Source organism: uncultured Lutibacter sp. (genome assembly GCF_947495725.1).
Lineage (GTDB): Bacteria > Bacteroidota > Bacteroidia > Flavobacteriales > Flavobacteriaceae > Lutibacter.
Window position 1 is genome coordinate 23,617 of record NZ_CANLZZ010000004.1, and the last position, 25,765, is coordinate 49,381.

The window sequence follows — 25,765 nt, forward strand, 5'->3', positions numbered from 1 at the left end:
AAATGGGAAAAGTAACAGGTTTTAAAGAATTCGAAAGAAAAGACGAAGAATATAAATCAGTAGAGGAAAGAGTACAACACTATAAAGAGTTTACCGTTCCTTTAGAAAAAAAAGATCTTACTGAACAAGGATCCAGATGTATGGATTGCGGAATTCCATTTTGCCACAGTGGTTGCCCACTTGGTAATTTAATTCCAGATTTTAATCACATGGTACACCAAGGAGAATGGAAAAAAGCTTCTTGGATATTACATTCTACAAATAATTTTCCAGAATTTACGGGTAGATTATGCCCAGCTCCTTGTGAACAAGCATGTGTGTTAGGACTAATTGATGATCCTATTTCAATAGAAAATATTGAAAAAAACATTGTAGAAAAAGCGTTTAAAGAGGGGTGGATTGTACCACAAATACCAAATAAACGTACAGGCAAGAAAATTGCAGTTGTTGGTTCTGGTCCTGCCGGATTGGCTGCAGCACAGCAATTAAATCGTGCTGGACATACAGTAACTGTGTTTGAAAGAGACGATGAAGTTGGTGGGTTATTACGATATGGAATTCCAAATTTTAAACTAGAAAAAGGGATAATTGACAGAAGAGTTAATATTCTTGAAAAAGAAGGAATCATATTTAAAACTAATGTAAATGTTGGTGTAGATTATCCAATTAAAAAATTAAAGAAATTTGATGCGGTAGTATTGTGTGGTGGAGCAACTGTTAGAAGAAGCCTTCCAACAAAAGGAATTGATTCAAAAGGAGTTGTACAAGCAATGGACTTTTTAACTCAAGCAACTAAAGTTGTTTTTGATAAGGAATTGGACAAGCCACAAGTTTTAGCTACAGGTAAAGATGTTATTGTTATTGGTGGTGGAGACACAGGATCGGATTGCGTTGGTACTTCTAACAGACAAGGAGCAAAATCTGTAACTAATTTTGAAATTATGCCTAAACCTCCTGGACATAGAAGCCCTTCAACTCCTTGGCCATATTGGCCTCTTCAGTTAAAAACATCTTCATCTCATAAAGAAGGTTGTGATAGAAACTGGCTAATTAATACCAAAGAGTTTATTACAAATGAAAAGGGAGAGTTAACTGCCTTAAAAACTATTAATGTTGAATGGAAAATGGTTCCAGGACAACGACCTGAACTAATTGAAATTGAAGGTACAGAAAAAACTTGGCCTTGTGATTTAGCACTTTTAGCACTTGGATTCACTGGCCCAGAGTCAATATTAAGTGAACAACTAGAATTAGAAACAGATGCTAGAAGTAACTATAAAGCTAATGGTTATCAAACTAAAAACCCAAAAATATTTACAGCTGGTGATATGAGAAGAGGCCAATCTCTAATTGTTTGGGCAATTTCAGAAGGTAGAGAGGCAGCTAAACAAGTTGATGAATATTTGATGGGGTATAGTTATTTACCTACAAAAGGAAATGGAGATTTACCTCCTTTGTAACGAAATATAATAATTTTTGAATATTAAAATCATCTTTGTTAATTCAAAGATGATTTTTTTTGTTTTAAACCAATATTATCAAAAATTACAACTCCCTACATACTTGTTAATTAAACACTTAATGAAACTAAAGTAACATAATTTATTTTACCCAACTGATTTTAATCATCATTTTTATGTAATAACAATTTTAACTTAGAGTTTTTAAACTTAATTTTTAATCATAAAAAAAACAATATGATGAGAGTATTTCTTTGGTTATTCGCACTATGTATTTTAACTTTTTCATGTAAAACAGATAATAAAACTGAACAGGTTAAACAAACCGAAATTTCAGAAGTAACAGAAATACCTGTATTAAATTTGGCTGAATTTGATAAAAAAGCAGGTGAATTTATTTCAAAAGAAATAAAAGTATCTGGAATTGTAGATCACGTATGTAAACATGGAGGTAAAAAAATATTATTGGTTACTGATGAAGGAGATGCTCATGTTTTTTCGGATGAACGCTTTGAAGAATCTTTAAAAGGAAGTGAAATAATAGTTACAGGAATTGTTCTAGAAGACCGAATTGATGAAGCTTACTTATTAAAAATGGAAGAAGATAATATTAAAAGTCATTCTGAAGGAAAATCGAATAAAGAACAATTTGAAAACAAAAAGAAACACTTGCAACAGTATAGAAATAAAATGAAAGCTGAAGGTATTAATCATATTTCTAACTATTCTTTAAAATATGTTTCTCATACCGAAATAGAATAATTGATACTATTTATTATGAAAATGAAAGTCTTAAGAAAATGGAGCCGAATTCTCCATAGAGATATTGGCTATTTTTTTATTGGCACAACTTTAATTTATGCAATTTCAGGTATTGCTTTAAACCATATGAGTGATTGGAATCCAAATTATTCGGTAGAATTAAAAAACTTTAATACTAATTTAAAATTAAACAACTCGTTGGATATTAAAGAAACCATTTTACTTCTATTAGATGATATTGATAATAGAAATAATTATAAAAAGCATTACTATCCAAATAATAATAGATTAAAAATTTTCCTAAAAGGAGGTTCTTCAATAGTTGTAAATATACGAAATGGAAAAGGTACGGTAGAATATTTAAAAAAACGGCCTCTGTTTTTTGAAACAAACTATTTACACTACAACCCTAATAGAATATGGACTTGGTTTTCTGATGCTTTTGCAGTTGCACTAATTTTATTTTCAATAACATCTCTTTTTATGGTTAAAGGAAAAAAGGGCATATTTGGAAGAGGAGGAATTTATACCATTCTTGGTTTTGTAATTCCTATCCTATTTTTAATACTATATATCTAAAAAAAAAGCCCTCACTGAGGGCTTTTTCTATTTGTTTAATATTATAAAATCGGTTAGTACCATTGCTGCTAAAGCTTCAACAATTGGTACAGCTCTTGGAACAACACATGGATCGTGACGACCTTTACCGTGCATTTCAACAATATTACCATCTTTATCTATAGTATGTTGAGCCTGCATAATTGTAGCAACTGGCTTAAAAGCCACACGAAAATAAATATCCATTCCATTGCTTATACCTCCTTGTATTCCTCCTGAAAGATTAGTTTTTGTTGATCCGTCAGAATTAAATATATCATTATGCTCACTTCCTTTCATTTTTGCTCCACAAAAACCACTACCATATTCAAAACCTTTCACGGCATTAATTGAAAGCATAGCCTTACCTAATTGCGCATGTAGTTTATCAAATATTGGCTCACCTAATCCAATTGGAACATTTTGAATAACACAAGTTACAGTCCCTCCTATTGTATCACCTTGTTTTCTTATTTTATCAATTTTAGAAATCATTTGATCAGCTACATCAGCATCGGGACATCGAACAATATTATCCTCAATTTTACTAAAATCTAGATCTTGATATGGTTTTTCTAAAAAAAGATCACCTACGGAAGAGGTATAGGCATTAATTTTAATAGAAGGAATAGCTTGTTTTGCTACTGCCCCACCTACAACCCAATTAGCTGTTTCGCGTGCCGATGTTCTTCCTCCACCTCTATAATCTCTATTCCCGTACTTTTTATCGTATGTATAATCCGCATGAGAAGGTCGAAATGAATCTTTTATATGAGAATAATCATTTGAACGCTGGTGCACATTTTCAATAATAAACCCAATAGATGCACCAGTAGTTTTACCTTCAAAAATTCCAGATAAAAATCTTACTTCATCTGGTTCCTTTCGCTGTGTTACTATTTTAGATTGACCTGGTTTTCTTCTATCCATTTCTATCTGAATAGCTTTCAAATCTAGCTCAATTCCTGCTGGACACCCATCAATTACTCCGCCAATTGCTTCACCGTGCGATTCTCCAAATGTTGTTAAAGTAAATATTTTTCCAAACGTATTAGACATATCAAAAATTTAAGTGACAAATTTAAAAAAAGAATTTAACAGAAGGTTTATTTATTCCTTGAAATAAATTTAAAAAAACCAAAGTTTTATTGCCATTATAATAACCATTACAATTAAGAACTTTTTTATTAGGCTATCTCCTTTATCAACAGACCATCTGCTGGCAAACCATCCTCCTGTTGCATTTCCTAAAGCCAAAATTAATCCAACCTTCCAATTAATAGAATTATTATAAGCAAAAACGACTACAGCAGCTATGGTATAAATTAAGGCAACAGTTACTTTAATGGCATTACTTTTCACCAAAGAAATATTATTTATTGAAGACAATATCAATAACATAATAAATCCAACACCGGCCTGTATAAAACCTCCATAAACACCAACAAAAAAGAATAGAACTATACTCAACCATAAATGCTTACCTGAAGTTCTTTCAATTGCTTGTATGTTTTTTGATTTTGATTTTAAAACCATATACAAAACAACCAAAACCATTATAAAAGCAAGTATTTTATTAAATGTTTCTCCTTTAATATCAACTGCAATTTGCGCTCCTAAAATAGAACCAAATAGAGCCGAAATTCCTACATAAATACTAAATGGGAACGTAATAACCCCTTTACTTTTAAAACCTGCTGTTGTAAAAACATTTTGAAAGATTATTGCTATACGGTTTGTGCCATTTGCAATATTTGGAGGAAGTCCTAAAAAAATAAGAATTGGTAATGATAATAAAGAGCCTCCACCAGCCATGGTATTTATAGCTCCTGCAACAAAACCCACAACTAATAATATAATAATTTCAACTATTGGATTCATTTAATTTATTGAGTGCCAAATGTACTTTAAAAAAAAATGAAAATAAATATAAAAAAAACGCAAAAAAGTTTGAGGGAAACAAAAAAGCGTTTTATATTTGCACTCGCTATTGGAGAAATGGCAGAGTGGTCGAATGCGGCAGTCTTGAAAACTGTTGAGGGTCATACCTCCGGGGGTTCGAATCCCTCTTTCTCCGCTGATGAAGTTGTCAAATGACACTTTAAACATCAAAACCCTTTAAACATTACGTTTAGAGGGTTTTTTGTTTTTTGGTATATATTCAAAATACACTATATATATCAAAGTTCAGTTACCTTATAGGTTACCTTAGGTTATAGTCTAAATTAGGGTAACTAACTTTCTTAGGGAATGACTGGGAATCCCTAGCTAACCTCCTGTTTTACTGATAAATTTACAAATAATTTAAAACGTAAAACTATGATTAAAACATTTTTCTACCTGAAAACAGACAAGCAAAACAACGAAGGTGAATCTCCTATTTATGCCAAAATTCAACTACAAGGCAAATCAACAACTTTAAGTACTGGTAAGTTTATCAGTAAAGAAAGATGGATGTTTACTAATAAGCTAAGGAATAAGCTTCGCTTAAACCCCGAAAAGAACAGTAAAATTGCTATTGATTTAATTGAAAATAAAATTGAATCTAATTATTTTGACCTTTCTAGAAGCAATCCAGATGTTACATTATTAGATATTAAAAATAAACTAAACGGCAAATCAACCGAATCTGGAGTTATAGACATTATACAACTATTCAAAAAACACAATGATTACTTTAAGATAAAGTTTGAAGCTGGAGAGCGTAGCAAAGCGTCACTACAAAAATATAATCGAGCTAAAGATTTATTATCCAATTATATTAGAATAAAACACCGTAAAACATCATTTAACATTACCGATATAGATAATCAATTTATTTACAATTTAGAAAACTTCCTTAAATACGAATCTACTTTTAAGAATAAAGTTGGTATAAGTCATAATTCAGTTGTAAAGTATTTTCAATGTTTTAAAACTATTTGTAAATATGGGATTAAATATAATTTATGTACTACAAACCCTTTTTTATGTTATGAAGAAAAGTTGGTAATTGAAGATGCAGTATTCCTAACCAAAGATGAACTTGAAAGAATTGAATCCAAAGAATTTAGCACCGAAAGACTAAATAAAGTAAAAGATATATTTCTGTTCTCATGCTATACAAGTTACGCTCCAGTAGATGTTGAAAAATTAACTGAAAAAAATTTAATAAAAGATAGTAATGACTCTTACTGGATTAAAACAAACCGTGCAAAGACTAATGTAAAATCTAATGTTCCTGTTTTACCTCCAGTAAAACGAATTCTAGATAAGTATGCTCATTTAGAAGGTGATAAATTACTCCCAACAATTAGTAACCAAAAGATTAACGAATACCTTAAAGAGATTGCTGACTTATGTAAAATTGATAAAAAACTGACACATTATGTTGCTAGACATACATTTGCTACAACCGTAACCCTAGGTAATGGAGTTGCTATAGAAAATGTTTCTTCAATGATGGGGCATACTAGAATTGCTATGACTCAACATTACGCAAAGGTTCTTGACCCAAATGTCAAAAAAGACATGGATAAACTAAGTAGTAAATTCTGTTAGTTACAATAAAATTAATAAATTAGAAGCCCTCAACTATGAGGGCTTTTATTATATAATACTTTTATGAAAAACATTATAGAATTAAATATAGAAATTGAAAATATTTTTAATCCAGATATTATATACTATCACCTAAGTGGAAATACTACGGTTAACCAAAGTTGGGTCAATGAAATTGATAGTAGTTATTTTAATGATTATGAAGAACGAATTAAGGAAAAGATTGATTTAATAGCTGATTTGGATAGCTCTGGTAAAATTAACTTCTTGAAATTATTTCACCAAGATGTATTACATAAATACAAGGAGCAAATTAAATTAAATTTTTCAGATTTAGAATATCTAAAATCTATTACTAAAATTTACATTGCTTCGGTTGATTATGAAGAAGCTAAACAAAAAACTAGTGACATAGATTTCCCAAGAGATGATATGTACGAAGCTGTATTAGAAAAGTTGGCTAAACTTTTTGAATTAGAAGATTTCGATATGTATAATGGTGATTTTTTGGAGTCTAAAAATATAATTGATGAAATGTTACTTGATATCTCAAAAAAGGAAGATTTAGAAAAACTTGCCCCAACAGTTGATGAATTTGGTTTAGAAAATTATTTTGGTCTAGATGGTGAGTTTGATGAGGATTATGGATTGAGTGCAAAAGAAAGTCTGTTGGGGAGATACTATTCCTATGCATATTTATCTCTTTTTTTAGAGTCTAATAAGGATATGCTAGGACGAATTGCTGAATACATTGAGTATTTAATTGTTCTTGTTAAAAAAGTAGAAAATTATGGAGAAGAATTAACATTTGAAGAAGTTCATAATAACAACCCAAACAATCTAAAACTTGAATTTAAAATAAATAAGAAAGAAATTGCCATGTTGTTTAAAAATTTAAGCGATTTTGGATATTTTCATGTTGATAACACAGGATTTAAGCACCCACATACTCAACTTAAAAAATATATTGCTAATGCTAATATGTATTTTCCTCACAACGGTGAAATAAAACTAATTAAAGATATAAAAAAGGAATATTCTAAAGTTTATGGTATGGAAGAAAGAGTAATGCACCAAAATATGGAAAAAGAATTCCTAAAAGATTTAATCAAAAAATTAACAGAAAGAATAAAGGAAATAGATTCCGAAGAATTTTAAAATTCACTGGGAATGCTAGGGAATCCCTAGCCATTGCTGACAAAAACTCCGAAATTTGCTGTATAGTAATTTAAAATACAGCATATTATGGAAAACAACAATTCACAACTAGTTCTATTATCAACAGACAAACTTGAAAGTCTATTAAATCCAGTTTTAAACAGACTGGATGATATTGACAAAAATCTCAATAAAAAAACAACTACACATAAAGTAGGCTACTACAGAAACAAAGACCTTAAAGTAAATTTTGGTCTATCACCTAATACGATAATAAAATATCGAGAATCAGGTGTAATTCCATTCACCATGCTTGGTGACGTATACCTCTACCCTATTAATCAATTGAATGACGTTCTTAAAAAAAACTCTAACTGGGATTTATTCCAAAATAAAGCAAGTTAGGACATGTTTAAGGTTACTAAATATAAGAACGCTAAAAGTTCTAAGGTTGAAGCTGTAAAAGATGTAGAAGAGGTTCTTAGAGTTATTAAAAATGGAGACTCTGCTTTAAAGCATATTGAGTATGCCAGAAGTTTTAATAAAAAAGAAGAAGATTATGATTCAATTAAAACAAATTTAATACCTACGTTTCGTTTTAATTTTCTTTTTGATGGGAATGCTTCTAACAAAAATATTATAGAACCAACAGGTCTTATTTATATTGATATCGATAATAATCTTTTTGTTCCAGATAGTGAATTAATCTATGCTTCATGGCGGTCACTTTCAAATACTGGCTATGGCTTATTGGTTAAAGTTGATAATCTAACATTGGATAATTTCAAATATGTTTACAATGAAATATCTGATAAAATAGGTGTAACAACAGATGTGAATGCTAGAAAAGCTACTCAACAAACAGTATTAAGTTATGATTCAGATTTATATTTCAATTCAGATTCAATAACATATCACTATACTAATAAAGAAAAAGTATCATCTCCTAATAACTTTAAAAAAGGGAAGGAGAGGTTAAAAACAAATGGTACTTTTTTGGAAACATCTACAAACACTAAAGTTAGATACAATAATATTGATGATTATTTTATTGATAGTGAAAAGCCATATATCTTCTTTCCAGAAAAAAAAGAATTGATATGTAATCCGTATTTACCTTTAAAAGTAAAAACTGGTAGAAGAAATTCAATATTATTTATCTACTTCTGTCAAATCGTTGCATTAAATCCAACAATATCAAAAAACTATATGAAAAGTTTAGGTGATAGTATTAACATACATATTATGAAACCTAAACTATCTGAAAAAGAAATCAATGGTGTTATTAATAGTGTATTCAAAAAATTGAAGAATAACGACCTTGAAATGATTTATAATCAAGAGCGCAGAATATTATTCAATCCTACTATTAAATTAAGTCATAAAGAAATAATGCCGTTGGTTAATAAAGAACTCGGTCAAATGAAAAGCGAAATAACCAAAGCTATTATATATGAAATTATTGAGGATTGGGATTTCACTGAGAAAGGTAAAATCACTCAAAAGAGTGTTGCAATCCTAATGGGAGTAAGCCTGTCAACTATAAAAAGATATTGGCATCATTTTAAAACTTTTGTGAAAGAACTTAACATTGATTTTAAAAATAAATCATGATTTTTTACACCTTAAAATGCAAATACCAACTATTTATATATAACCAAATATTAAAATTTCAATTATTATGAAAACAAAAAAAGTATCATCTTTCGAAATATACAAGAGCTATATTCCTGAATTAGAACACAAAACTTATACAATATTAAAGCATCATGGAATGCTAGGAAAACTGTTTCGGGGTGAAGAAATTAAATTAATTAGTAAGGATATCTTCATAGAGGATTGCTGGTGGAGACAAGAAACTTTTAACCAATCAAATCAATATGTTCCTTGTGTTCTAAAGGAAATAAATCCATATTGGAAATAAATGATTTAAGACCTTTTGATGGCGCTTCTATATATTCCAACTAATTATATACTTAATGTTTTTAAGTGCTTTAATGAAGGTCCTGGCGGGAGGTAGTCAACTATGAGATTAGCTAATGCCGTACACCGCCTTATATATCCCCCCGCACCCGCCTCTTAGAAGCCAGTCGAACCTTTACATGAAATTTTTGAAAATTTTTGAAAATTTTTTTGAGGTGCTTTTTTTTAAGAGTACGACACGTCTAAACTATAAGGATATAAAATAAAAGAAGAGGTTTCTCAATAAAAAAGATTGATAGCATAAAAAGCAAACGCACACGTAAACAAATTATAAAAAATTATGGATGAAAATAAAACAGATATCATAAACTCTAAAATTGCTACCAAGCAACTGGAGCTTAATGACGAGAACGACCAAGACAAAAGAAATAAAATTTTACATCAAATTAAAATCCTAAACGTTAGGAAGGAAATGGAAGAAGCCCGAGAAAAGTTAACCGAAAGAAACCATTCACTAACAAATTTAAAAAAGTATTCTGGTTCAATTCGTTTAAAAAGTGGAGGTCACCCAGTAAAAGTTTATTGTGATGCAACTTCTCAATCAGCAGCTCGTAAAATTATACAAGCCCAGTTTGATGTTAAAAGTTGGTTTAAGCAGATGACGACAAAACACAAATAAAAAAGCACCTTCTCATTAAGGTGCTTAGTACTCAACCGCTATATGGATTGTAATTATTTTCAAATTTACTTAGATGGAAAATAAGCTAAAGTTTTACCTTTACGACCATTACCGCCTAGCTTAATGTAAACACCTGTTTTTCCAACCCAAATTCGGCTGTTTACTGGTAATTTCATAATAAATGATTTATTACGTTATACATCTATACCTTAAATTAAGGTCAACGACAAAGGTAGTAAAAATACATCCTGAATCTACTAAGAAGGTTTTAATTATAAATTAGCTTTTAAACTCAAAAAAGATGCTTATTTTTGATACTCTAAGAAAAAGAGCTACATCAAATGAATGCATCCCAAATTGAAAAAAATATTATTGCTTTAGTTGAAAATTTCAACAAAGAAGAGTTCATTTACGACTTATTGTTGGCCTATGGCATTTCAAAAACATCTATAACTCGTTTAAAAAGAGGAGATTTCAATTTATCTAAAGTTGAAGGTGAAGTGCTTTACAAAAGTAAAATGCTGTTTAAAGAGGTCGAAACTGGAAATCTTTTACATACAATAGATGAACTTACTAAAGATGCAAGCTCTTTAAAATACAATCCACGTTTTGTAATAGTTACTGATTATAAAACATTATTAGCAAAAGATATTAGAACTGGCCAAACACTTGATACTCCAATTCTTGAAATAGCTAAACACTTTAGCTTCTTTTTACCTTGGGATGGCCAAGAGAAATATCAATCCACAAATGAAAATTATGCAGATAGAAAGGCTTCTTATGAAATGGCCAAACTGTATGATATATTGGTTAAAGAAAACCCAAGTATCTATGAAGATGGCGGTCACAGCCTCAACATTTTCCTGTCAAGATTGTTATTTTGTTTCTTTGCCGAGGATACTGCAATATTTCCTGTTGAAGGAATGTTTACAGATACATTAGAGCAACATACTCAAACAGATGGAAGTGACATTCATACGTTTTTAAATCGTTTGTTTAAGGTGTTAAATACTGAAGATAACAGCAAAGAAGCATCTCATTTTTCACAATTTCCATTTGTAAATGGTGGCTTGTTTCGTAATACAATTAAATCTCCAAAATTTAATAAAGAAGCTCGAAAAATAATTATTAATTGTGGAGATTTAGACTGGAGCGAAATTAATCCAGATATATTTGGTTCAATGATTCAGGCGGTTGTAAACCCAGCTTACAGAAGTGGTTTAGGAATGCATTATACATCTGTACCAAATATTATGAAGGTAATAGAACCTTTATTTTTAAATGAGTTGTACGATGAATTTGAAAAATATAAAGATAACGAGAGAAAATTAAAATTACTTATAAGTCGGTTAGGACAACTCAAAATATTTGACCCAGCTTGTGGTAGTGGTAATTTTTTAATTATTGCATATAAGGAATTACGTTTGCTAGAAATTAAAATTTGGCAACAAATTGACTTCAATAGAAAAGCAAGCAAACTACCATATCAAACAGAAACGGTTTATACCAATATTAAATTATCCCAATTTTATGGAATCGAATTAGATGATTTTGCTCACGAAATGGCTATATTATCACTTTGGCTAGCTGAGCATCAAATGAACAAAATATTTGTAGATGAATTGTTTGATTTTGGTCGTTCTAAACCAATATTACCATTAAAAGAAGCTGGCCATATCACTCAAGATAATGCAACACGCATAGAATGGAAAAATGTTTGCCCTATTGATTTAGCCGATGAAGTATATATATTAGGAAATCCACCATATTTAGGTTCAAGTATGCAGAATACTGAACAAAAAAAAGATATGGAAATCGTTTTTGCGAGGTATAAAAGGTTCAAAAATTTAGATTACATAACAAGTTGGTTTATAAAAGGAAGTAACTATATAAAAGGATTCAATTCAAAATTGGCTTTTGTAACAACAAACTCTATTACTCAAGGTATCCAAGTTGAACTATTATGGCCTAATATTTTTAATGGAGGGATAGAAATAGGGTTTGCTCATCAATCTTTTAAATGGACTAACAATGCAAAAGGAAATGCTGGAGTAACTGTCGTTATTATCGGATTACAGAATAAATCTAATAACTTAAAGCCAATTTTCAATCTAGGACTAAAATCTAAAGTACCTAATATTAATGGATATTTACAAGCAGGAGAAAATCTTTTTATTTCTAAAAAGAGCAACCCTATTTCCAAATTACCTAAAATGATATCTGGAAACAAGCCAGTTGACGGAGGTAATTTAATATTGAATGAAAATGAAAAAAATAAATTTATTTCTAATAATCCTAACTCTTATAATTATATTAAGAAGTTTATAGGTGCTTCAGAATTTTTGAATAATACATGTAGATATTGTTTATGGATTGAGGATGAAGATTTGAAAGAAGCAAAAAAAATAGATGATATATCTAATAGAATAAAGGAAACGAAAGAGTTTAGACTAAAAAGTAGAGATGTCGGAGCACAAAATTTGGCAAGTAAAGCTCACCAATTTAGAGATTTCTTTTTTAGTATTAATTCCACAATTCTTATACCTCAAACTACATCTGAAAGAAGAGAGTATATTCCTATTGGGTATTTAAGTCCTGATTTTATAATATCAAATGGTGCAAGAGCTATATTTGATGCAGAGCCTTGGATTTTTGGTTTATTATCTTCTAAAATACATAATGTTTGGATTCAGGCTGTTGCTGGTCGCTTAGAAACACGTATTCAATATTCAAATACGCTTTGCTATAATACATTTCCATTCCCAGAAATAAACAAAAAACAGAAAGAACAAATTAACTTACATGTTTTTGAAGTGTTAGAAGAAAGAGAAAAACATCCAGAAAAAACGCTGGCGCAACTCTACGACCCAGATAAAATGCCCAAAGGTTTAAAGGAAGTACACCACCAATTAGATTTAGCTATTGAGCGTTGTTACCGTTTAAAACCATTTACAAGTGATACAGAGCGCTTAGAGTATCTTTTCAAAGAATATGAAAAGATGATAAATAAAAATACATTGTTAGAAAAACCTAAAAGAACTCGTAAAAAGAAAATATAGATTATGCCAAATTTAGTTGAAGTAACTTATAACCAGACTGGGAAAAGCAAAAGCACAAACGAATTAGGAATGCGAGAAATGCAAGAAAGAGCATTTGAAGCACGCACTGCGCAATATTTATTAATTAAAGCTCCTCCAGCTTCTGGTAAATCTAGAGCGTTAATGTTTATAGGTTTAGATAAGTTGGTAAATCAAGGACTTAAAAAAGTTATTGTTGCTGTACCAGAAAAATCAATTGGTAGCTCTTTTGGTTTAACTTACTTAAAGGAATTTGGATTCTTTGCAAATTGGTCACCAAAAAATAAATACAATCTTTGCACTCCTGGAGGACAAGGAAGTAAAGTAAAAGCATTTTTAAGTTTTCTAGAAAGTAAAGAGCAAATTTTAATTTGTACACACGCTACATTACGTTTTGCGTTTGAAGCAATAGATGAAAAAGACCTAAACGACACACTTGTAGCAATTGATGAGTTTCATCACGTCTCCGCTGATGGTGGCAATCGATTAGGTGAAGTTTTACGTAATATTATGCAAAATTCTACAGCTCATATTGTCGCAATGACTGGTTCATTTTTTAGAGGTGATAGCGTGCCAATATTATTACCTGAAAGTGAAGGGAAATTTACGAAAGTAACATATAACTATTACGAGCAGTTAAACGGTTATGAATATTTAAAATCACTAGGGATTGGATATCATTTCTACCAAGGTCGATACACATCTGCCATTAGTGAAGTGCTAGATGAAGATAAAAAAACAATTATTCATATTCCAAGTGTAAATTCTGGTGAATCAACTAAAAAAGGTAAAGCTGAAGAGGTTAATTTAATTATTGATAGTTTAGGAGAATTAGATTATCAAGACCCTAATACTGGTGTTTTATATGTTAAAAGTAAAAAAACTGGAAAAACGCTTAAAATTGCTGATTTAGTTCACGATAACCAAAAAGACAGGGATAGAATTCAAAGCTATTTGTATAGAGTAAAAAAAGTTGATGATATCGATATTATTATTGCTTTAGGAATGGCAAAGGAAGGTTTTGACTGGCCTTATTGCGAACACGTTTTAACTATTGGATATAGAGGTTCGTTAACTGAAATTATTCAAATTATTGGTAGAGCAACAAGAGATAGTGATAACAAAAGTCACGCACAATTTACAAATCTAATTGCACAACCAGATGCAGAAAATGACGAGGTAAAATTATCGGTTAACAATATGCTAAAAGCTATTACCGCATCATTATTAATGGAGCAAGTTTTAGCTCCAAATTTCAAATTTAAACCAAAATTCCCTGAAGAAGATGACGATGATTCTGAAGATGGGGATGATACAATTAAAATTGATGGCTTTAAAAAAGCTAAATCCAAAAGAGCTAAAGATATTATTGAATCAGATTTAACCGATTTAAAAGCTAAAATATTTCAGGATGAAACAATGCAAAAAGCAATGCCAAGTGCTGTTGACCCTGAATACATCAATACAGTATTAATTCCTAAAATTATCAAAGAAACTTATCCAGATTTAAATGAAGAAGAGTTGGAACAAGTTCGCCAATATGTAGTGGTCGATTCAGTGATTAAAAATAGTTCAATTGAAGATGTTGGTGATAAGCGATTTATACGAATGGCAGATAGTTTTGTAAATATTGATGATATTAATATCGATTTAATTGATTCTATAAATCCATTCCAGAAAGCTTTTGAAATACTATCTAAATCAGTGACTGCTTCCGTTTTTAAAGCAATTCAAGAAACTATTGATGCTACTAGAATTGAAATGACAGAAGAAGAAGCTATTATATTATGGCCAAAAATTAAAGATTGGATTGCCAAAACTGGAGAACAACCAAGTATTCAGTCATTCGACCCAAAAGAAAAACGTTTAGCCGAAGCTATTGTGTTTTTAAAAGAACAAAAACGTAAAGCTAAGGCCAATGCGTAAAAAGAAAACATTAGAAGATATTTTTAATGACGATGAACTTGGGATATTGGATTCAAAAGCTAAAAATTCTAACATTAAAACTGAAGATGAACGATTAATTGAGTCGTTTCAAGAGATTAATGCCTTTTTTGAAAAAAATAATCGTGAACCAGAGTCAACCAGTGTTACAGAATTTAAATTGAAGGCGAGATTAAACTCTTTAAGACAAGACCCAAAGAAGATTGAAATTTTAAAAGGTTATGATGAGTATAATTTATTGAATACAAAAGTTGAAGTTAAATCTGTAGCCGATATTTTAGATGATGATGACTTAGGAATATTAGATACTGATGAAACATTGGAAATATTTAAATTAAAAAATGTTCCAAGCTCAAAAGATAGAGCTGATTCTGATTTTGTTGCTAGAAGAAAGGCAATGAAAGAAAAAGATTTTGGAGAGTATGAGCATTTATTTAAAGAAGTACATAAAGATTTACGTGAAGGAAAGCGACATTTAAAGAAATTTAAGAATCCAGAAAAAAACTTGGTTAAAGGTGGATATTATGTGCTTGATGGAGTTTTACTTTATTTAGAGGAAATTGATTTAAGTAGGACATTAACGGATGAGCCAGTAAGTGATAAAAATAGAAAAGACGGCAGAACTCATATAATATTTGAAAATGGAACTGAAAGCAATATGCTTTATAGGTCTATTGGAAAGCAGTTGCTTGAAAACGGAAATATTGTGACTCACAATAAAGATACAGATGAAACTGCTTTACAAAATAATGCTAATGCAGTAAATGAGGACGACCAAGAATCTGGGTGGATATATATATTAAAATCCAAATCTTCAAATCCTAAAATAGCATCAATAAATAATTTATATAAAATTGGCTACTCCACTGCTCCAGTTGTAGAACGTATTAAAAATGCATCAAAAGAGGCCACTTATTTAATGGCAGATGTGCATATTGTAGCATCGTATAAATGCTACAATTTAAATACACAAAAATTTGAAAATTTACTTCATCGTTTTTTAGCATCGGCAAAACTGAATGTTGACGTATTTACTGAAAATGGAGTTAGAATTACACCACGAGAATGGTTTGTTGCTCCATTTGGAGTAATTGATAAATCAATTGATTTATTAATTAGTGGTGAAATTGTGAATTATAGGTATGATGCTGAAAATTTTTTGATTATAGAAAAATAAAATAATAATTCAGTTAATTAGTTGCTAATGAACAGACTTAAATTAAAGTTTTTTGACAATAAAGAAAAATATAAAGAAAGAAAAGGTTTTTTTAAATTAATTCTTAATACTAGTAAAAATGCCTTATTGTTTTCCAGTGCTTTTATTGGCATTCTAGTTTTACTAGATTTTTTTGCAAGACAAGTTTTTATTTGTTTAAAATTTTCGGAATACTCATTTTTAAATTCAATTTCTGAATATATCTATTTAATAAACAAACATATTGGTGTTAAATTTATTGAGTTTTTTAAAGATTTAATTGTAATTGTTGCTGGTGTACTGGGTGTTATTTTAGGTTTATTTTTCACATCATATTTAAACATAATTACTTCTAAGTATTCAAATATAAACAGTGTTATCACAAATCAATTGTTAAATCAAAAAATATTGAACAGATATTTTAAGTTACTTGCAAATCTAGTCTCTTGTTCAATTATTTTTCAATTATTATTAATAATTGGATATAACCCAACATTGGTTAGCGTTCTCTTATTCACTTTTTCAGTTCTAATTACATTAACCTCTTTTATCTTTTTCGGGAGGTATTCGCTAATTTATTTTAATGCGGGAAACTTAGTTGTTGATTTAATTGAAAATAACAACTTAGCTTTAAGAAGGTACGTCAATAATAAAGAATACTTTAAAAAGAATAATAAGGGAGGTGAGATTCTCACGATTATTGGAAGGAATATTCAGAAAATAAGGCTTATTGTTGAAGAAAGTTCTAAACCCCAACTTTCAAATACAAATTTTCGAAAAATATCAAACGATTTGTTAACTTTTTCAATTAGCTATAATTCAATTAAACATAAATTCCCATCCAATAAGAGCTGGCATAGAAAAATAAATGTTCATAAAAAGTGGGAAGAAGCTTCTAGTACTGAATTAAATATTTTTAATAGTACTGGCTCTTCTCTCATCCCAAAATCAGTAGAAGATTACATAAATATTGAAAAACAAATTATTGAAAATCAGTTTTTTATATTTGAGAATATTGAAAAAGTAGCACAAAAGAATGAACTTATTTACAATCAACTAAGCTATATACAAACTATTGCATTTCAGTGTGAATTTGAGATATATAAATTGTTATTTGATAGGCTGGAAAAAACAACTATAAAAACTATTGATAAAACAAATATTGATGAATACGCTTTGGAATATCAGGCTATTACTATTTATGCAAATCTTTTCATTCAATATCTAGTTGGATTCAATTATAATTTTGACAGATTAATTACGGAAAACAATATTAGAAAACTAGCAATAAAAATACATACATTGAAAAATATTGATGATGTGTTTAATTATCCATATAAATTAAGAATGTGGATTGATAATTATCAAGTTAAACTTAGAAAGGAAATTCACAATGAAGGGAATGTAAGGACACCTCTGTTCTATACTGAATATGAACTGGCGAAAAATATCCAGTTAATCTTTAAGGAGCATTTATTTGAGGTTTCACTAGACCTAATTAATAGAATACCTAATTTCTCAAAATTATTGAAAGAAACTAAATCACAATATGCGGAATTAAATGCATTTGTTTTTTTAAATGAATCACTTGATACTTTTAATAAAATTGATTATTTCTCAAATATTGTTAAATCAAAAATTGATAAAACATTAAATAATTTTAATTTAAAAAAAGCAATCGACTTTGAATTTTCAAAACAAGAAAAGTTATTAAAAGAAAGTAATAATGCAAGAATTGATTGTATCAATGAAATATGGGAAGTTGGCAATGAAACGTTTGAAGTGAATAATAAAGATATTCCTGATATGTTCGGTGTTTATTATCAAATTATAAATAAAGATATTGTTGATAAGGCCTTTTTTAATAATAGTGAAAGTTTAAAAAACTATATACACAAGTATTATAAATTTAATATTTTATACATCTTTAAGCTAAAAGAAGAAATTAATGGCGACAATTTACATTATATATCTTCGAAACTATTTCCATTAATTGTTGATTTATTTGAAGTTTCATCAATTTCTTTTATTATGGCTCGTATCCATAATCTCTCAAATATAGAGGAAGAAATCTTTAATTATTGGGATATTATATTTAAAGATGATGAAGTGGAAGAATTAAATTTCTGGAAGTTCATAATGGGCATTTATAATTATTTTAACCATACATTTTTTTCTCTATCTTCATCATCTTTTGTCAATGAAGTAGCAAGAAAAAGAAGATTAGAGGATTTTTTAAAAGAAAGTGATTTTGTTAGATTAGAGAATCAAAATGGTTCTGGAAGATTTCCATTGGGCAAAATATACGTATCAAATATTAATGACTATTATATTAAGTCAATTGTAACTAGATTAAGTACAGGTTATGGGAGTGGTTTGAAATCAGATGATTTATCAGAACTCTTTATAGAATTTTATTTACGCTCAAGAATAGCATTAAAAAGTTTAGAAATTAAAGAAACAAACTATGGCTCCAATCTCAAAAGATTTGTGGAAAGAGATATTGTTTAACCAAGGGCTTCCTCTAATTGGGTCTAATAAACCAGATGAAGGAAATGGTTTCCATGATAGAGTATCTTGGGATATGAACTTTCACGAAAATCCATATCGACCTCAAAAAATGTTAGATAATGTTAAATTAAATCATTATTTAGATAGCATTGGTGGTATGATTAATATGATTATTGATAACCACGAAGAATTCAAGGATGGAATTAAAATTGAGAATTGTTCTGAAAATTATTTAGCAACAGTTAAAATGTATTTAGACAACTATAATTATAGAGGAAGAAATATTTTCTTTAATGAAATTACAGAGTGGTCTCGTCATTTTTGTAGGTACGGAAGAATTATTTTTGAAATTGTTGGTTGGTATACTAATGATTCGTCTCAATTTTATGGTTATGAATTAAAAATGCTAAATAATGAATATTGCAAGATTAAAAGGAAGTCAATTATATATAATGCTCCGTTTTCAAAAAAAAAGGATAAAATAATTTATAAAAAAGAAAGGATTCCTTTAAACAAGTGTATAATTGTTGATTTTCCAAAAGAATTAGGTGGATATAAACAATTTGAAAATAAAATTTCAAAAGTTAATAATTTAGGGAGTCAATTTATGTCTATAGATGACCCAGGTAAAAATCTAGCTCATTTGAAGAATTGGGATAAAGAATTTGAAAAGATAATTTGTGATTGGGGAAGTATTACTCAATATGAAGGAGTAACAGATTATTATCAGGTTTTACTAAAGTTAAAATTTACAAAAACTGTTATACTTTGTCTAAATGAATTAATTAATTGTTTTGAACAGCTTATTGTTTATTTAAATTTTAAATTGAAGGAAAAGGCAAAAGTAGAAGTTGATTTAAATAAATATACTTTGAAAAATTATGTCTCAATTGAAGAAAAGTGGAAAAAAGGAGAATTGAGCTTTAAAGAGGCTAGTGATTTTTATTTGAATTGAATTTGTGTTTTATGAGCCAGACAGAATTACTTTTTAATAATTATATTAAATAATTATATGTTTATAACAAATTGCAAACATTAGTTTGCGGTTTGTTATAAATGTATTATCTTTGATTAACTTAAAAACTTAGTCATGGAAAATACGCCTGTACAAATCGCAAGAACAATTTTAAACCAAATTAAATATCAAGATAAATCTGCCTTAATGGCATGGGGAGCAAAAAACTTTGTTGCTCTATCAGAAACAAAATCTATTCTTGGAGGATTAAGCTTCCAAGTAAACGGCTTAACTCATAAAGGTTGGGTAACTATTAAGCTAGATTGGTCAGATACCTATACTATAGTTTTCACAAATAAAAAACGTGAGGTTGTTAAAACTTCTGAGGGAGTTTATTGTGATATGTTAATTGATGTTATTGATTTTATAGAAGGAAAAAAAGTAGCCTAATGAAAAAATATGTAGCATATTATAGAGTTTCAACACAAAAACAAGGTAATTCTGGGCTTGGCTTACAAGCTCAGAAAAATGCTGTAGCCAATTATATTAGTGATAACGGTAACTTAGTCGGTGAGTTTACAGAAATAGAAACAGGAACACGCAAAAAGAAACGTGTTGAAATATACAAAGCTATAGAATTAGCTAAAGCCAATAAAGCAATCCTTGTAGTTGCTAAATTAGATAGATTGGCTCGTGATGTAGAGTTCACCTCTGCCCTTTTTAATGGAAGTGTTGACTTTATATGTTGTGATAATCCAAACGCTAACAAACTTTCCATTCAAATACTTTCAGTTATTGCCGAACACGAAGCTGACGTTATTTCCAAACGTATTAAGGATGCTCTTCAAGTAAAAAAAGATAAAATTGATAAAGGCATCTACATTAATAAAGATGGCTCTACAATGACTCCTATTGACGGTCAAGTACGTTTAGGGAATCCAAATGGTTTTGGAAATTACCAAAAACTAGGTGTTCAAAAAATTAAAGAAAACGCACTTAATAACAAGAATAACATTCAAGCAATGGATGTAATTTGTTCAGCACGCAAAGAAGGAATGACCTTTCAAGCTATAGCTGACAAACTAAACAAACTACAATACACTACTAGAAAAGGTAAGAAATTTAACCCTATCCAAGTTCAACGTCTTTATAAGAAATGTGAGGATTAAAATTAGTACCAATTTAGATTTAAATATTATTTTGGTTTTCAATAGTTTTTGTAATAATATACTCTATAGTATTTGAATCAATTTTATTTAGGAATGATAAAGATTGGCTTTCAAGTTCATCATCTCTAAAATATTTATGAGTAAATGTACTTGTTTGGTTTGTAAAAATTATTTCTGGAATTTCCCGATTTAATTTAATACCAAAGTAATCTTTAAGTGCTGGTTTATTATACTTTATACTAGGGTCTATAATATAATTAATGTTATCAACATTTACTTCACACCATGTATGGTAATACCCTATATATTGACCTTTTAGTTTAAATTTTCCATACTGAGCATATTTATTTTTCGAATCTTTAATATGAAGAGCAAGTCTACCTGTTACTTTTTCTGAAACAAACCCTTGCCTATTAAGTATTTCAGACATACAATGCCCCAACAAATAGCATCCTCCAGCCAGAGAATTAGGATATACCTCTTCTATTATTTCTTGTAAGTTCTGTGCAATATTATTTATTTTTTTCATAATTTATCTATTTAGTTATTTAAAGTTATTTCATTTACAGTTACTCTATAGCAATACATACCATAAGAAATATTAATTATTTAATTCAGTATACTTTTTAGAATGCTCGTTAACTATATTATTATTTTGAATTACACTGTAATCAATTACTCCATACATAATATTGGTTTTATCGTACACTGACGCAAGTACATCTCCTTTTGAAAACTTATCACGCTCTCCCTTTTTAAATGCAACAGATAGCGAGAAATCTTCTTTATTGAACATTGCAAAAGCAATTGGTTCTGAACCTTGAAAAATAATACCATAATCACCATTTAATTCTGTTAACTCGAATCTTAATTTGTTTTCAATCATAATTTATTGTTTTAAATTGTTACTAATTATTTACACTGCAAATATCTGAGAAATCTCTAGGTATAGCGAGGGATTCCCTCGCATTCCCTATAAATAATTTTGAAAACTAAATGAAATTGATTCTATTATATAATTGAAATTATTGGCAATAATTACTTCTAGGGTTCTGTTCCAAAAAACTTCGAGGGTTCTGTTCCTACTTATTCAATTAAGCATCTTGTGATATTATTTTTAAGAATTACACTATATTAGCATTTCAATTAAACATTGAAGAAATTAGAAGTAAAACAACGAGAGTTACCCTATCGGTTACCCTAAAAAGTTAATCTCTGGGAAGTACTATAAACACTAGTGTTACAAGGTAGGTGGAAGAACCTCTTTCTCCGCTGATTTATAATCAAAATCACCCAAAGTCCTGTAAATATTGAGTTTACGGGACTTTTTTTATACCCCAATTTCTCAAAATTTATAATAAATACTATTCAATTGGTGACCCTAAAGGTGACCTTTCAAAAACCTTAAAAAGGACACCTATTTGTTAATAAGTAATTGTATATTAACAACTTACGTGTTTATATATTTCGTATATTAATGTATAATTTTAAAGGTCACCAGAATGAACAAAACTTTCGGATTGCTGTATTATTTGAAAAAGAGCAAAGTAAACACACAAGGAAAAGCCCCAATTTATTTAAGAATTACAATTGACGGTAAACGTGCTGAAATTAGTGCGAAACGCTCCATTGAAATAGAGAAATGGAGTAACCAATCCAATAGAGCTATTGGAAGAAATGAAACCGTAAGAGAGCTTAATTCTTATTTAGATATTTTAACTTCTAAAGCATACCAACATCACAGAGAATTATTAGAAGAAGATAAAGATGTAACAGCAGAAATTCTCAAAAATAAAATATTAGGTATTGAAGCAAAAGAGCGAACATTAATTACTATGTTCAAAAATCATAATACTAAAGTTGAAAAACTAGTTGGCAAAGATTTTTCAGCTGGAACTTTAGAACGCTATAAAACTGTAAAAAAACATTTAGAACAATTCTTAAAAGAAGAATATAAAATTAGCGATATTGGTATTAAAAAAATCGACCACCAATTTATTACTGATTTTGAGTACTTCTTAAAAACCACACGTAACTGCGGTCATAATAGTACCATTAAATACATTAAGAACTTTAAAAAAATTGTTAGAATTGCATTAGCAAATAAGTGGATTAATAATGACCCTTTTTTAAACTACAAAGTACAATTAAAAGAAGTTGAACGTCAATTCTTAACTGAAGAAGAAATACAAGAAATGTTAAGTAAAGAATTATACACTCCACGTTTAGAACTTGTAAGAGATGTATTTATATTTTGTTGCTTTACAGGTTTAGCATATAGCGATGTAAAAAAATTAACTAAAAATAATTTGGTAATTGGCATAGATGGTGAGAAATGGATTAAAACCAAACGTACTAAAACTGATACACGCAGTAACATTCCATTACTTCCAACAGCATTAGAAATCATTAAAAAATATGAGAACAATCCTGTAGTTGTTACAAAGGAAGTTTTACTACCAGTTTTAAGCAATCAAAAATCAAACGCTTATTTAAAAGAGATAGCAGATTTATGTAAAATCAATAAAAACCTAACCACACATTTAGCACGTCATACATTTGCTACAACAGTCACTTTAACTAATGGAGTTCCTTTAGAATCTGTTAGTAAAATGTTAGGTCATAAATCAATCAAAACCACACAGCACTATGCTAAAATCATAGATAGAAAAGTTAGTGATGATATGGCTTTATTAAAACAAAAATTCAATCAGAAAAAAACCGAAGAAAACAACAATTTAAACAAGGCTAATTAATATCACCTATTAGCCTTAATTAATACTAAAAGTTGTATTTAAAAAGATTCTTTTCAACAATAAAACGTTAATAACTAATTAGTTATTACTATAAAATAGGTTTAGTTATTTCGTATCTTTATAGGGTGTTAATCAATTGCTAGTTAATACATTATATACTTAATAAAAAGCAACATTTTTATGAATATAGAATTAGTATCAATGGATGACTTACAGTCATTCAAAAAGGAGATTCTTGCTGAAATCTCAACATTATTAGAAGGCAAAACCGAGCCTAAAAAATGGTTAAGATCTTCGGATGTAAAAGAAATGCTGAATATTTCAGATGGCACTTTACAAACACTTCGAGTTAATGGAACACTACCCTACACTAAAATGGGTAAAACAATGTATTATGAATACAGTGATGTAACTAAAATATTAACCGAAAATAAAAAAAGTGCTTAATGAGATTATATATACCAGAGAATTTAGACATTGACCAACTTATCTATGATAACCCGCCTAATTTTAAAAAATACAAATGTAAAAGAGACAAGTTGCTTTATATTATTCACCTAATTAATGCATTACCTCTTTACAACAAAGATTTATTATTTGAGGGGTTTGTGCCTTTAAATTCTACACTCCTACAAGATAAAATATCTAATTATAAAGAATACATAAACTATCTGTTATACGATTTAAAAATTATTGAAACTGATGGTCAATATATTCCAGGATTTAAATCAATTGGATACCGATTAATTGATGAATATAACAAACCTATTATTTCAAAAGCTGTTAAAGATTTCACGTTCTACAGAAAATTAAAAGTAGAAAGAAACAATAGAAGTCTTTCTGTAAAACATCTTGACTATTTAACAAAATGGTTTAATGATAAATTAGAAATAGATATAGATTATGTTAATGAATTTTTAAAAGAAGAATTTATCCTTAAAAATAATAACGAGCAGTTAATGGATTATGACCGAAGTCGAAAAAAATTTAAAGAACCTATATCACAATTAAACCACGCAAAAATTAGTGCTGAAAAAATAAGTCGCGAAGAATACTATTTATTGCACGATGATAATGTATATCGTTTTCATTCCAATCTAACTAATATGCGAAGTGTAATTAGAAATGCGGTCACTTATGATGGTCAAAAATTAATTTCGATAGATATTAAAAATAGTCAACCTTATTTAAGCACCATATTGTTAAGTCGCTCGTTTTGGATTGAGCAAAAAAATGAGCCAAATAAACAAAACTCATTATCAATTTCGTTTGATGAGCCGAAAATTCCAACGTTTCAATCTTTTTCAAAAATAAATAACAAACCATACAAGAATAATAGAAAGATAGATAAAGGATTAAATATATCGCATATAAAAATTCAAGATAAGGATTCTTACATTATGTTAGGAGATATTGATAAAGCCCTTATGAATAATGAGTTTAGCCAGTATATAGATCTTGTGGTAAGCGGTACACTTTACGAGTTTTTAGAACAACAATTTAGTCAGCGTTTAGGAGAAACATTTGCTAACCGTAAAGAGGTTAAAACGGCAGTATTTCAAGTCCTATTTACTGATAATAGATTTTTGGGGCAGGAGGATGCAAAACCAAAGAAAGTATTTAAAAAAATATTTCCCCACGTGTATGAGGTGTTTAGACAGATTAAGAGTAAAGATAAATCACTACTCCCAAGATTATTGCAGAGTATTGAGAGTTACTTAATTATAGATGTAATAGCAAAACGTATATCAGAAGAATATCCAGATGCTCCTATCTATACTATTCACGATAGTATATCAACTACCGAAGAGTATGTGGATGCAGTTGAGGAAATAATGAAAGACGAGTTATCAAAAGCTATTGGTCACGCACCATCATTAGAACCTGAAATTTGGTGTAAAAGTAATATAGTAAATCATATAGAATCTTTAAAGGAAAAAGCAAAAGTATTGGCTTAACAACAGATTTCAATTTCCTTTTTAATACGCACTATACAAATTACAAAGTATAGTGCGTTTTTTATATAATCTAAAAAATAA

The 25,765-nt window shown here is 29.1% G+C and carries 23 protein-coding genes and 1 tRNA gene; 20 read left to right on the forward strand and 4 right to left on the reverse strand.

Translation table 11 applies throughout. From position 1 onward, the window contains the following. Positions 1-2 precede the first annotated feature (2 nt). The 3 genes from Q0776_RS09645 to Q0776_RS09655 all read left to right on the forward strand — a co-directional run bounded on the left by Q0776_RS09645 (position 3) and on the right by Q0776_RS09655 (position 2,801). Positions 3-1,460 (forward strand): glutamate synthase subunit beta, encoded by a 1,458-nt coding sequence (locus tag Q0776_RS09645; protein WP_298367532.1) that lies wholly within the window; start codon positions 3-5, stop codon positions 1,458-1,460. A 237-nt stretch (positions 1,461-1,697) separates the two neighbouring features. Then, the gene (locus Q0776_RS09650; RefSeq protein WP_298367533.1) at positions 1,698-2,222 is read left to right on the forward strand and encodes a hypothetical protein; all 525 of its coding nucleotides are present in this window, start codon (positions 1,698-1,700) and stop codon (positions 2,220-2,222) included. A 21-nt stretch (positions 2,223-2,243) separates the two neighbouring features. After that, on the forward strand, positions 2,244-2,801 hold the full coding sequence (locus Q0776_RS09655) for a PepSY-associated TM helix domain-containing protein (protein WP_298367543.1): 558 nt from the start codon (positions 2,244-2,246) through the stop codon (positions 2,799-2,801). A 27-nt stretch (positions 2,802-2,828) separates the two neighbouring features. On the opposite strand, the gene aroC is transcribed toward Q0776_RS09655, so the two are convergent. Both aroC and Q0776_RS09665 read right to left on the reverse strand, forming a co-directional pair. Further along, positions 2,829-3,878 (reverse strand): chorismate synthase, encoded by a 1,050-nt coding sequence (aroC, locus tag Q0776_RS09660; RefSeq protein ID WP_298367544.1) that lies wholly within the window; start codon positions 3,876-3,878, stop codon positions 2,829-2,831. 69 nt (positions 3,879-3,947) lie between these two features. Next, complete coding sequence (locus Q0776_RS09665) at positions 3,948-4,700, reverse strand: sulfite exporter TauE/SafE family protein (protein ID WP_298367545.1); 753 nt, start codon at positions 4,698-4,700, stop codon at positions 3,948-3,950. Positions 4,701-4,811: 111 nt separating this feature from the next. Between Q0776_RS09665 and Q0776_RS09670 the strand changes: the two genes are divergently transcribed. The 14 genes from Q0776_RS09670 to Q0776_RS09735 all read left to right on the forward strand — a co-directional run bounded on the left by Q0776_RS09670 (position 4,812) and on the right by Q0776_RS09735 (position 20,970). Further along, positions 4,812-4,896, forward strand: a tRNA-Ser gene (locus Q0776_RS09670). A 242-nt stretch (positions 4,897-5,138) separates the two neighbouring features. After that, positions 5,139-6,359, forward strand: coding sequence for a site-specific integrase (locus Q0776_RS09675; RefSeq protein ID WP_298367546.1), 1,221 nt, complete (start codon positions 5,139-5,141; stop codon positions 6,357-6,359). 63 nt (positions 6,360-6,422) lie between these two features. Further along, positions 6,423-7,517, forward strand: coding sequence for a hypothetical protein (locus Q0776_RS09680; protein WP_298367548.1), 1,095 nt, complete (start codon positions 6,423-6,425; stop codon positions 7,515-7,517). A gap of 87 nt (positions 7,518-7,604) precedes the next feature. Further along, the gene (locus Q0776_RS09685) at positions 7,605-7,922 is read left to right on the forward strand and encodes a DNA-binding protein (RefSeq protein WP_298367550.1); all 318 of its coding nucleotides are present in this window, start codon (positions 7,605-7,607) and stop codon (positions 7,920-7,922) included. Positions 7,923-7,925: 3 nt separating this feature from the next. Further along, positions 7,926-9,131, forward strand: coding sequence for a hypothetical protein (locus Q0776_RS09690; RefSeq protein ID WP_298367551.1), 1,206 nt, complete (start codon positions 7,926-7,928; stop codon positions 9,129-9,131). Between the two features lie 67 nt (positions 9,132-9,198). Beyond that, entirely contained in the window at positions 9,199-9,441 is a 243-nt protein-coding gene (locus tag Q0776_RS09695) for a hypothetical protein (protein ID WP_298367553.1), read from the forward strand. A 339-nt stretch (positions 9,442-9,780) separates the two neighbouring features. Next, positions 9,781-10,119 carry a hypothetical protein gene (locus Q0776_RS09700; protein ID WP_298367555.1) on the forward strand — a complete coding sequence of 113 codons (339 nt, stop codon included), beginning with the start codon at positions 9,781-9,783 and terminating at the stop codon, positions 10,117-10,119. A 341-nt stretch (positions 10,120-10,460) separates the two neighbouring features. Further along, on the forward strand, positions 10,461-13,178 hold the full coding sequence (locus tag Q0776_RS09705; RefSeq protein ID WP_298367558.1) for a DNA methyltransferase: 2,718 nt from the start codon (positions 10,461-10,463) through the stop codon (positions 13,176-13,178). 3 nt (positions 13,179-13,181) lie between these two features. Further along, entirely contained in the window at positions 13,182-15,122 is a 1,941-nt protein-coding gene (locus tag Q0776_RS09710; RefSeq protein ID WP_298367560.1) for a DEAD/DEAH box helicase, read from the forward strand. Beyond that, positions 15,115-16,317: a GIY-YIG nuclease family protein gene (locus Q0776_RS09715; RefSeq protein ID WP_298367562.1), complete on the forward strand. Its 1,203-nt coding sequence runs from the start codon at positions 15,115-15,117 to the stop codon at positions 16,315-16,317. The genes Q0776_RS09710 and Q0776_RS09715 overlap by 8 nt, the downstream gene beginning before the upstream one ends. A gap of 426 nt (positions 16,318-16,743) precedes the next feature. Beyond that, a complete protein-coding gene (locus Q0776_RS09720; RefSeq protein WP_298367564.1) occupies positions 16,744-18,846 on the forward strand; it encodes a hypothetical protein in 2,103 nt (700 codons plus the stop codon). Beyond that, the gene (locus Q0776_RS09725) at positions 18,803-19,801 is read left to right on the forward strand and encodes a hypothetical protein (protein ID WP_298367565.1); all 999 of its coding nucleotides are present in this window, start codon (positions 18,803-18,805) and stop codon (positions 19,799-19,801) included. The genes Q0776_RS09720 and Q0776_RS09725 overlap by 44 nt, the downstream gene beginning before the upstream one ends. Positions 19,802-19,936: 135 nt before the next feature. Continuing rightward, positions 19,937-20,251, forward strand: a complete 315-nt coding sequence (locus Q0776_RS09730) for a hypothetical protein (protein WP_298367566.1) — start codon at positions 19,937-19,939, stop codon at positions 20,249-20,251. Further along, positions 20,251-20,970, forward strand: coding sequence for a recombinase family protein (locus tag Q0776_RS09735; protein WP_298367569.1), 720 nt, complete (start codon positions 20,251-20,253; stop codon positions 20,968-20,970). Before Q0776_RS09730 ends, Q0776_RS09735 begins: the two co-directional genes overlap by 1 nt. A 19-nt stretch (positions 20,971-20,989) precedes the next feature. On the opposite strand, the gene Q0776_RS09740 is transcribed toward Q0776_RS09735, so the two are convergent. Beyond that, entirely contained in the window at positions 20,990-21,499 is a 510-nt protein-coding gene (locus Q0776_RS09740; RefSeq protein ID WP_298367571.1) for a hypothetical protein, read from the reverse strand. A 72-nt stretch (positions 21,500-21,571) separates the two neighbouring features. Continuing rightward, the gene (locus tag Q0776_RS09745; protein ID WP_298367573.1) at positions 21,572-21,856 is read right to left on the reverse strand and encodes a hypothetical protein; all 285 of its coding nucleotides are present in this window, start codon (positions 21,854-21,856) and stop codon (positions 21,572-21,574) included. 616 nt (positions 21,857-22,472) lie between these two features. Here Q0776_RS09745 and Q0776_RS09750 point away from each other — a divergent pair. The 3 genes from Q0776_RS09750 to Q0776_RS09760 all read left to right on the forward strand — a co-directional run bounded on the left by Q0776_RS09750 (position 22,473) and on the right by Q0776_RS09760 (position 25,684). Beyond that, positions 22,473-23,726 (forward strand): site-specific integrase, encoded by a 1,254-nt coding sequence (locus Q0776_RS09750; RefSeq protein WP_298367575.1) that lies wholly within the window; start codon positions 22,473-22,475, stop codon positions 23,724-23,726. Between the two features lie 180 nt (positions 23,727-23,906). Next, the gene (locus Q0776_RS09755; RefSeq protein ID WP_298367578.1) at positions 23,907-24,173 is read left to right on the forward strand and encodes a helix-turn-helix domain-containing protein; all 267 of its coding nucleotides are present in this window, start codon (positions 23,907-23,909) and stop codon (positions 24,171-24,173) included. Then, positions 24,173-25,684 carry a hypothetical protein gene (locus Q0776_RS09760; protein WP_298367580.1) on the forward strand — a complete coding sequence of 504 codons (1,512 nt, stop codon included), beginning with the start codon at positions 24,173-24,175 and terminating at the stop codon, positions 25,682-25,684. Before Q0776_RS09755 ends, Q0776_RS09760 begins: the two co-directional genes overlap by 1 nt. The last annotated feature ends 81 nt before the right edge of the window (positions 25,685-25,765 follow it).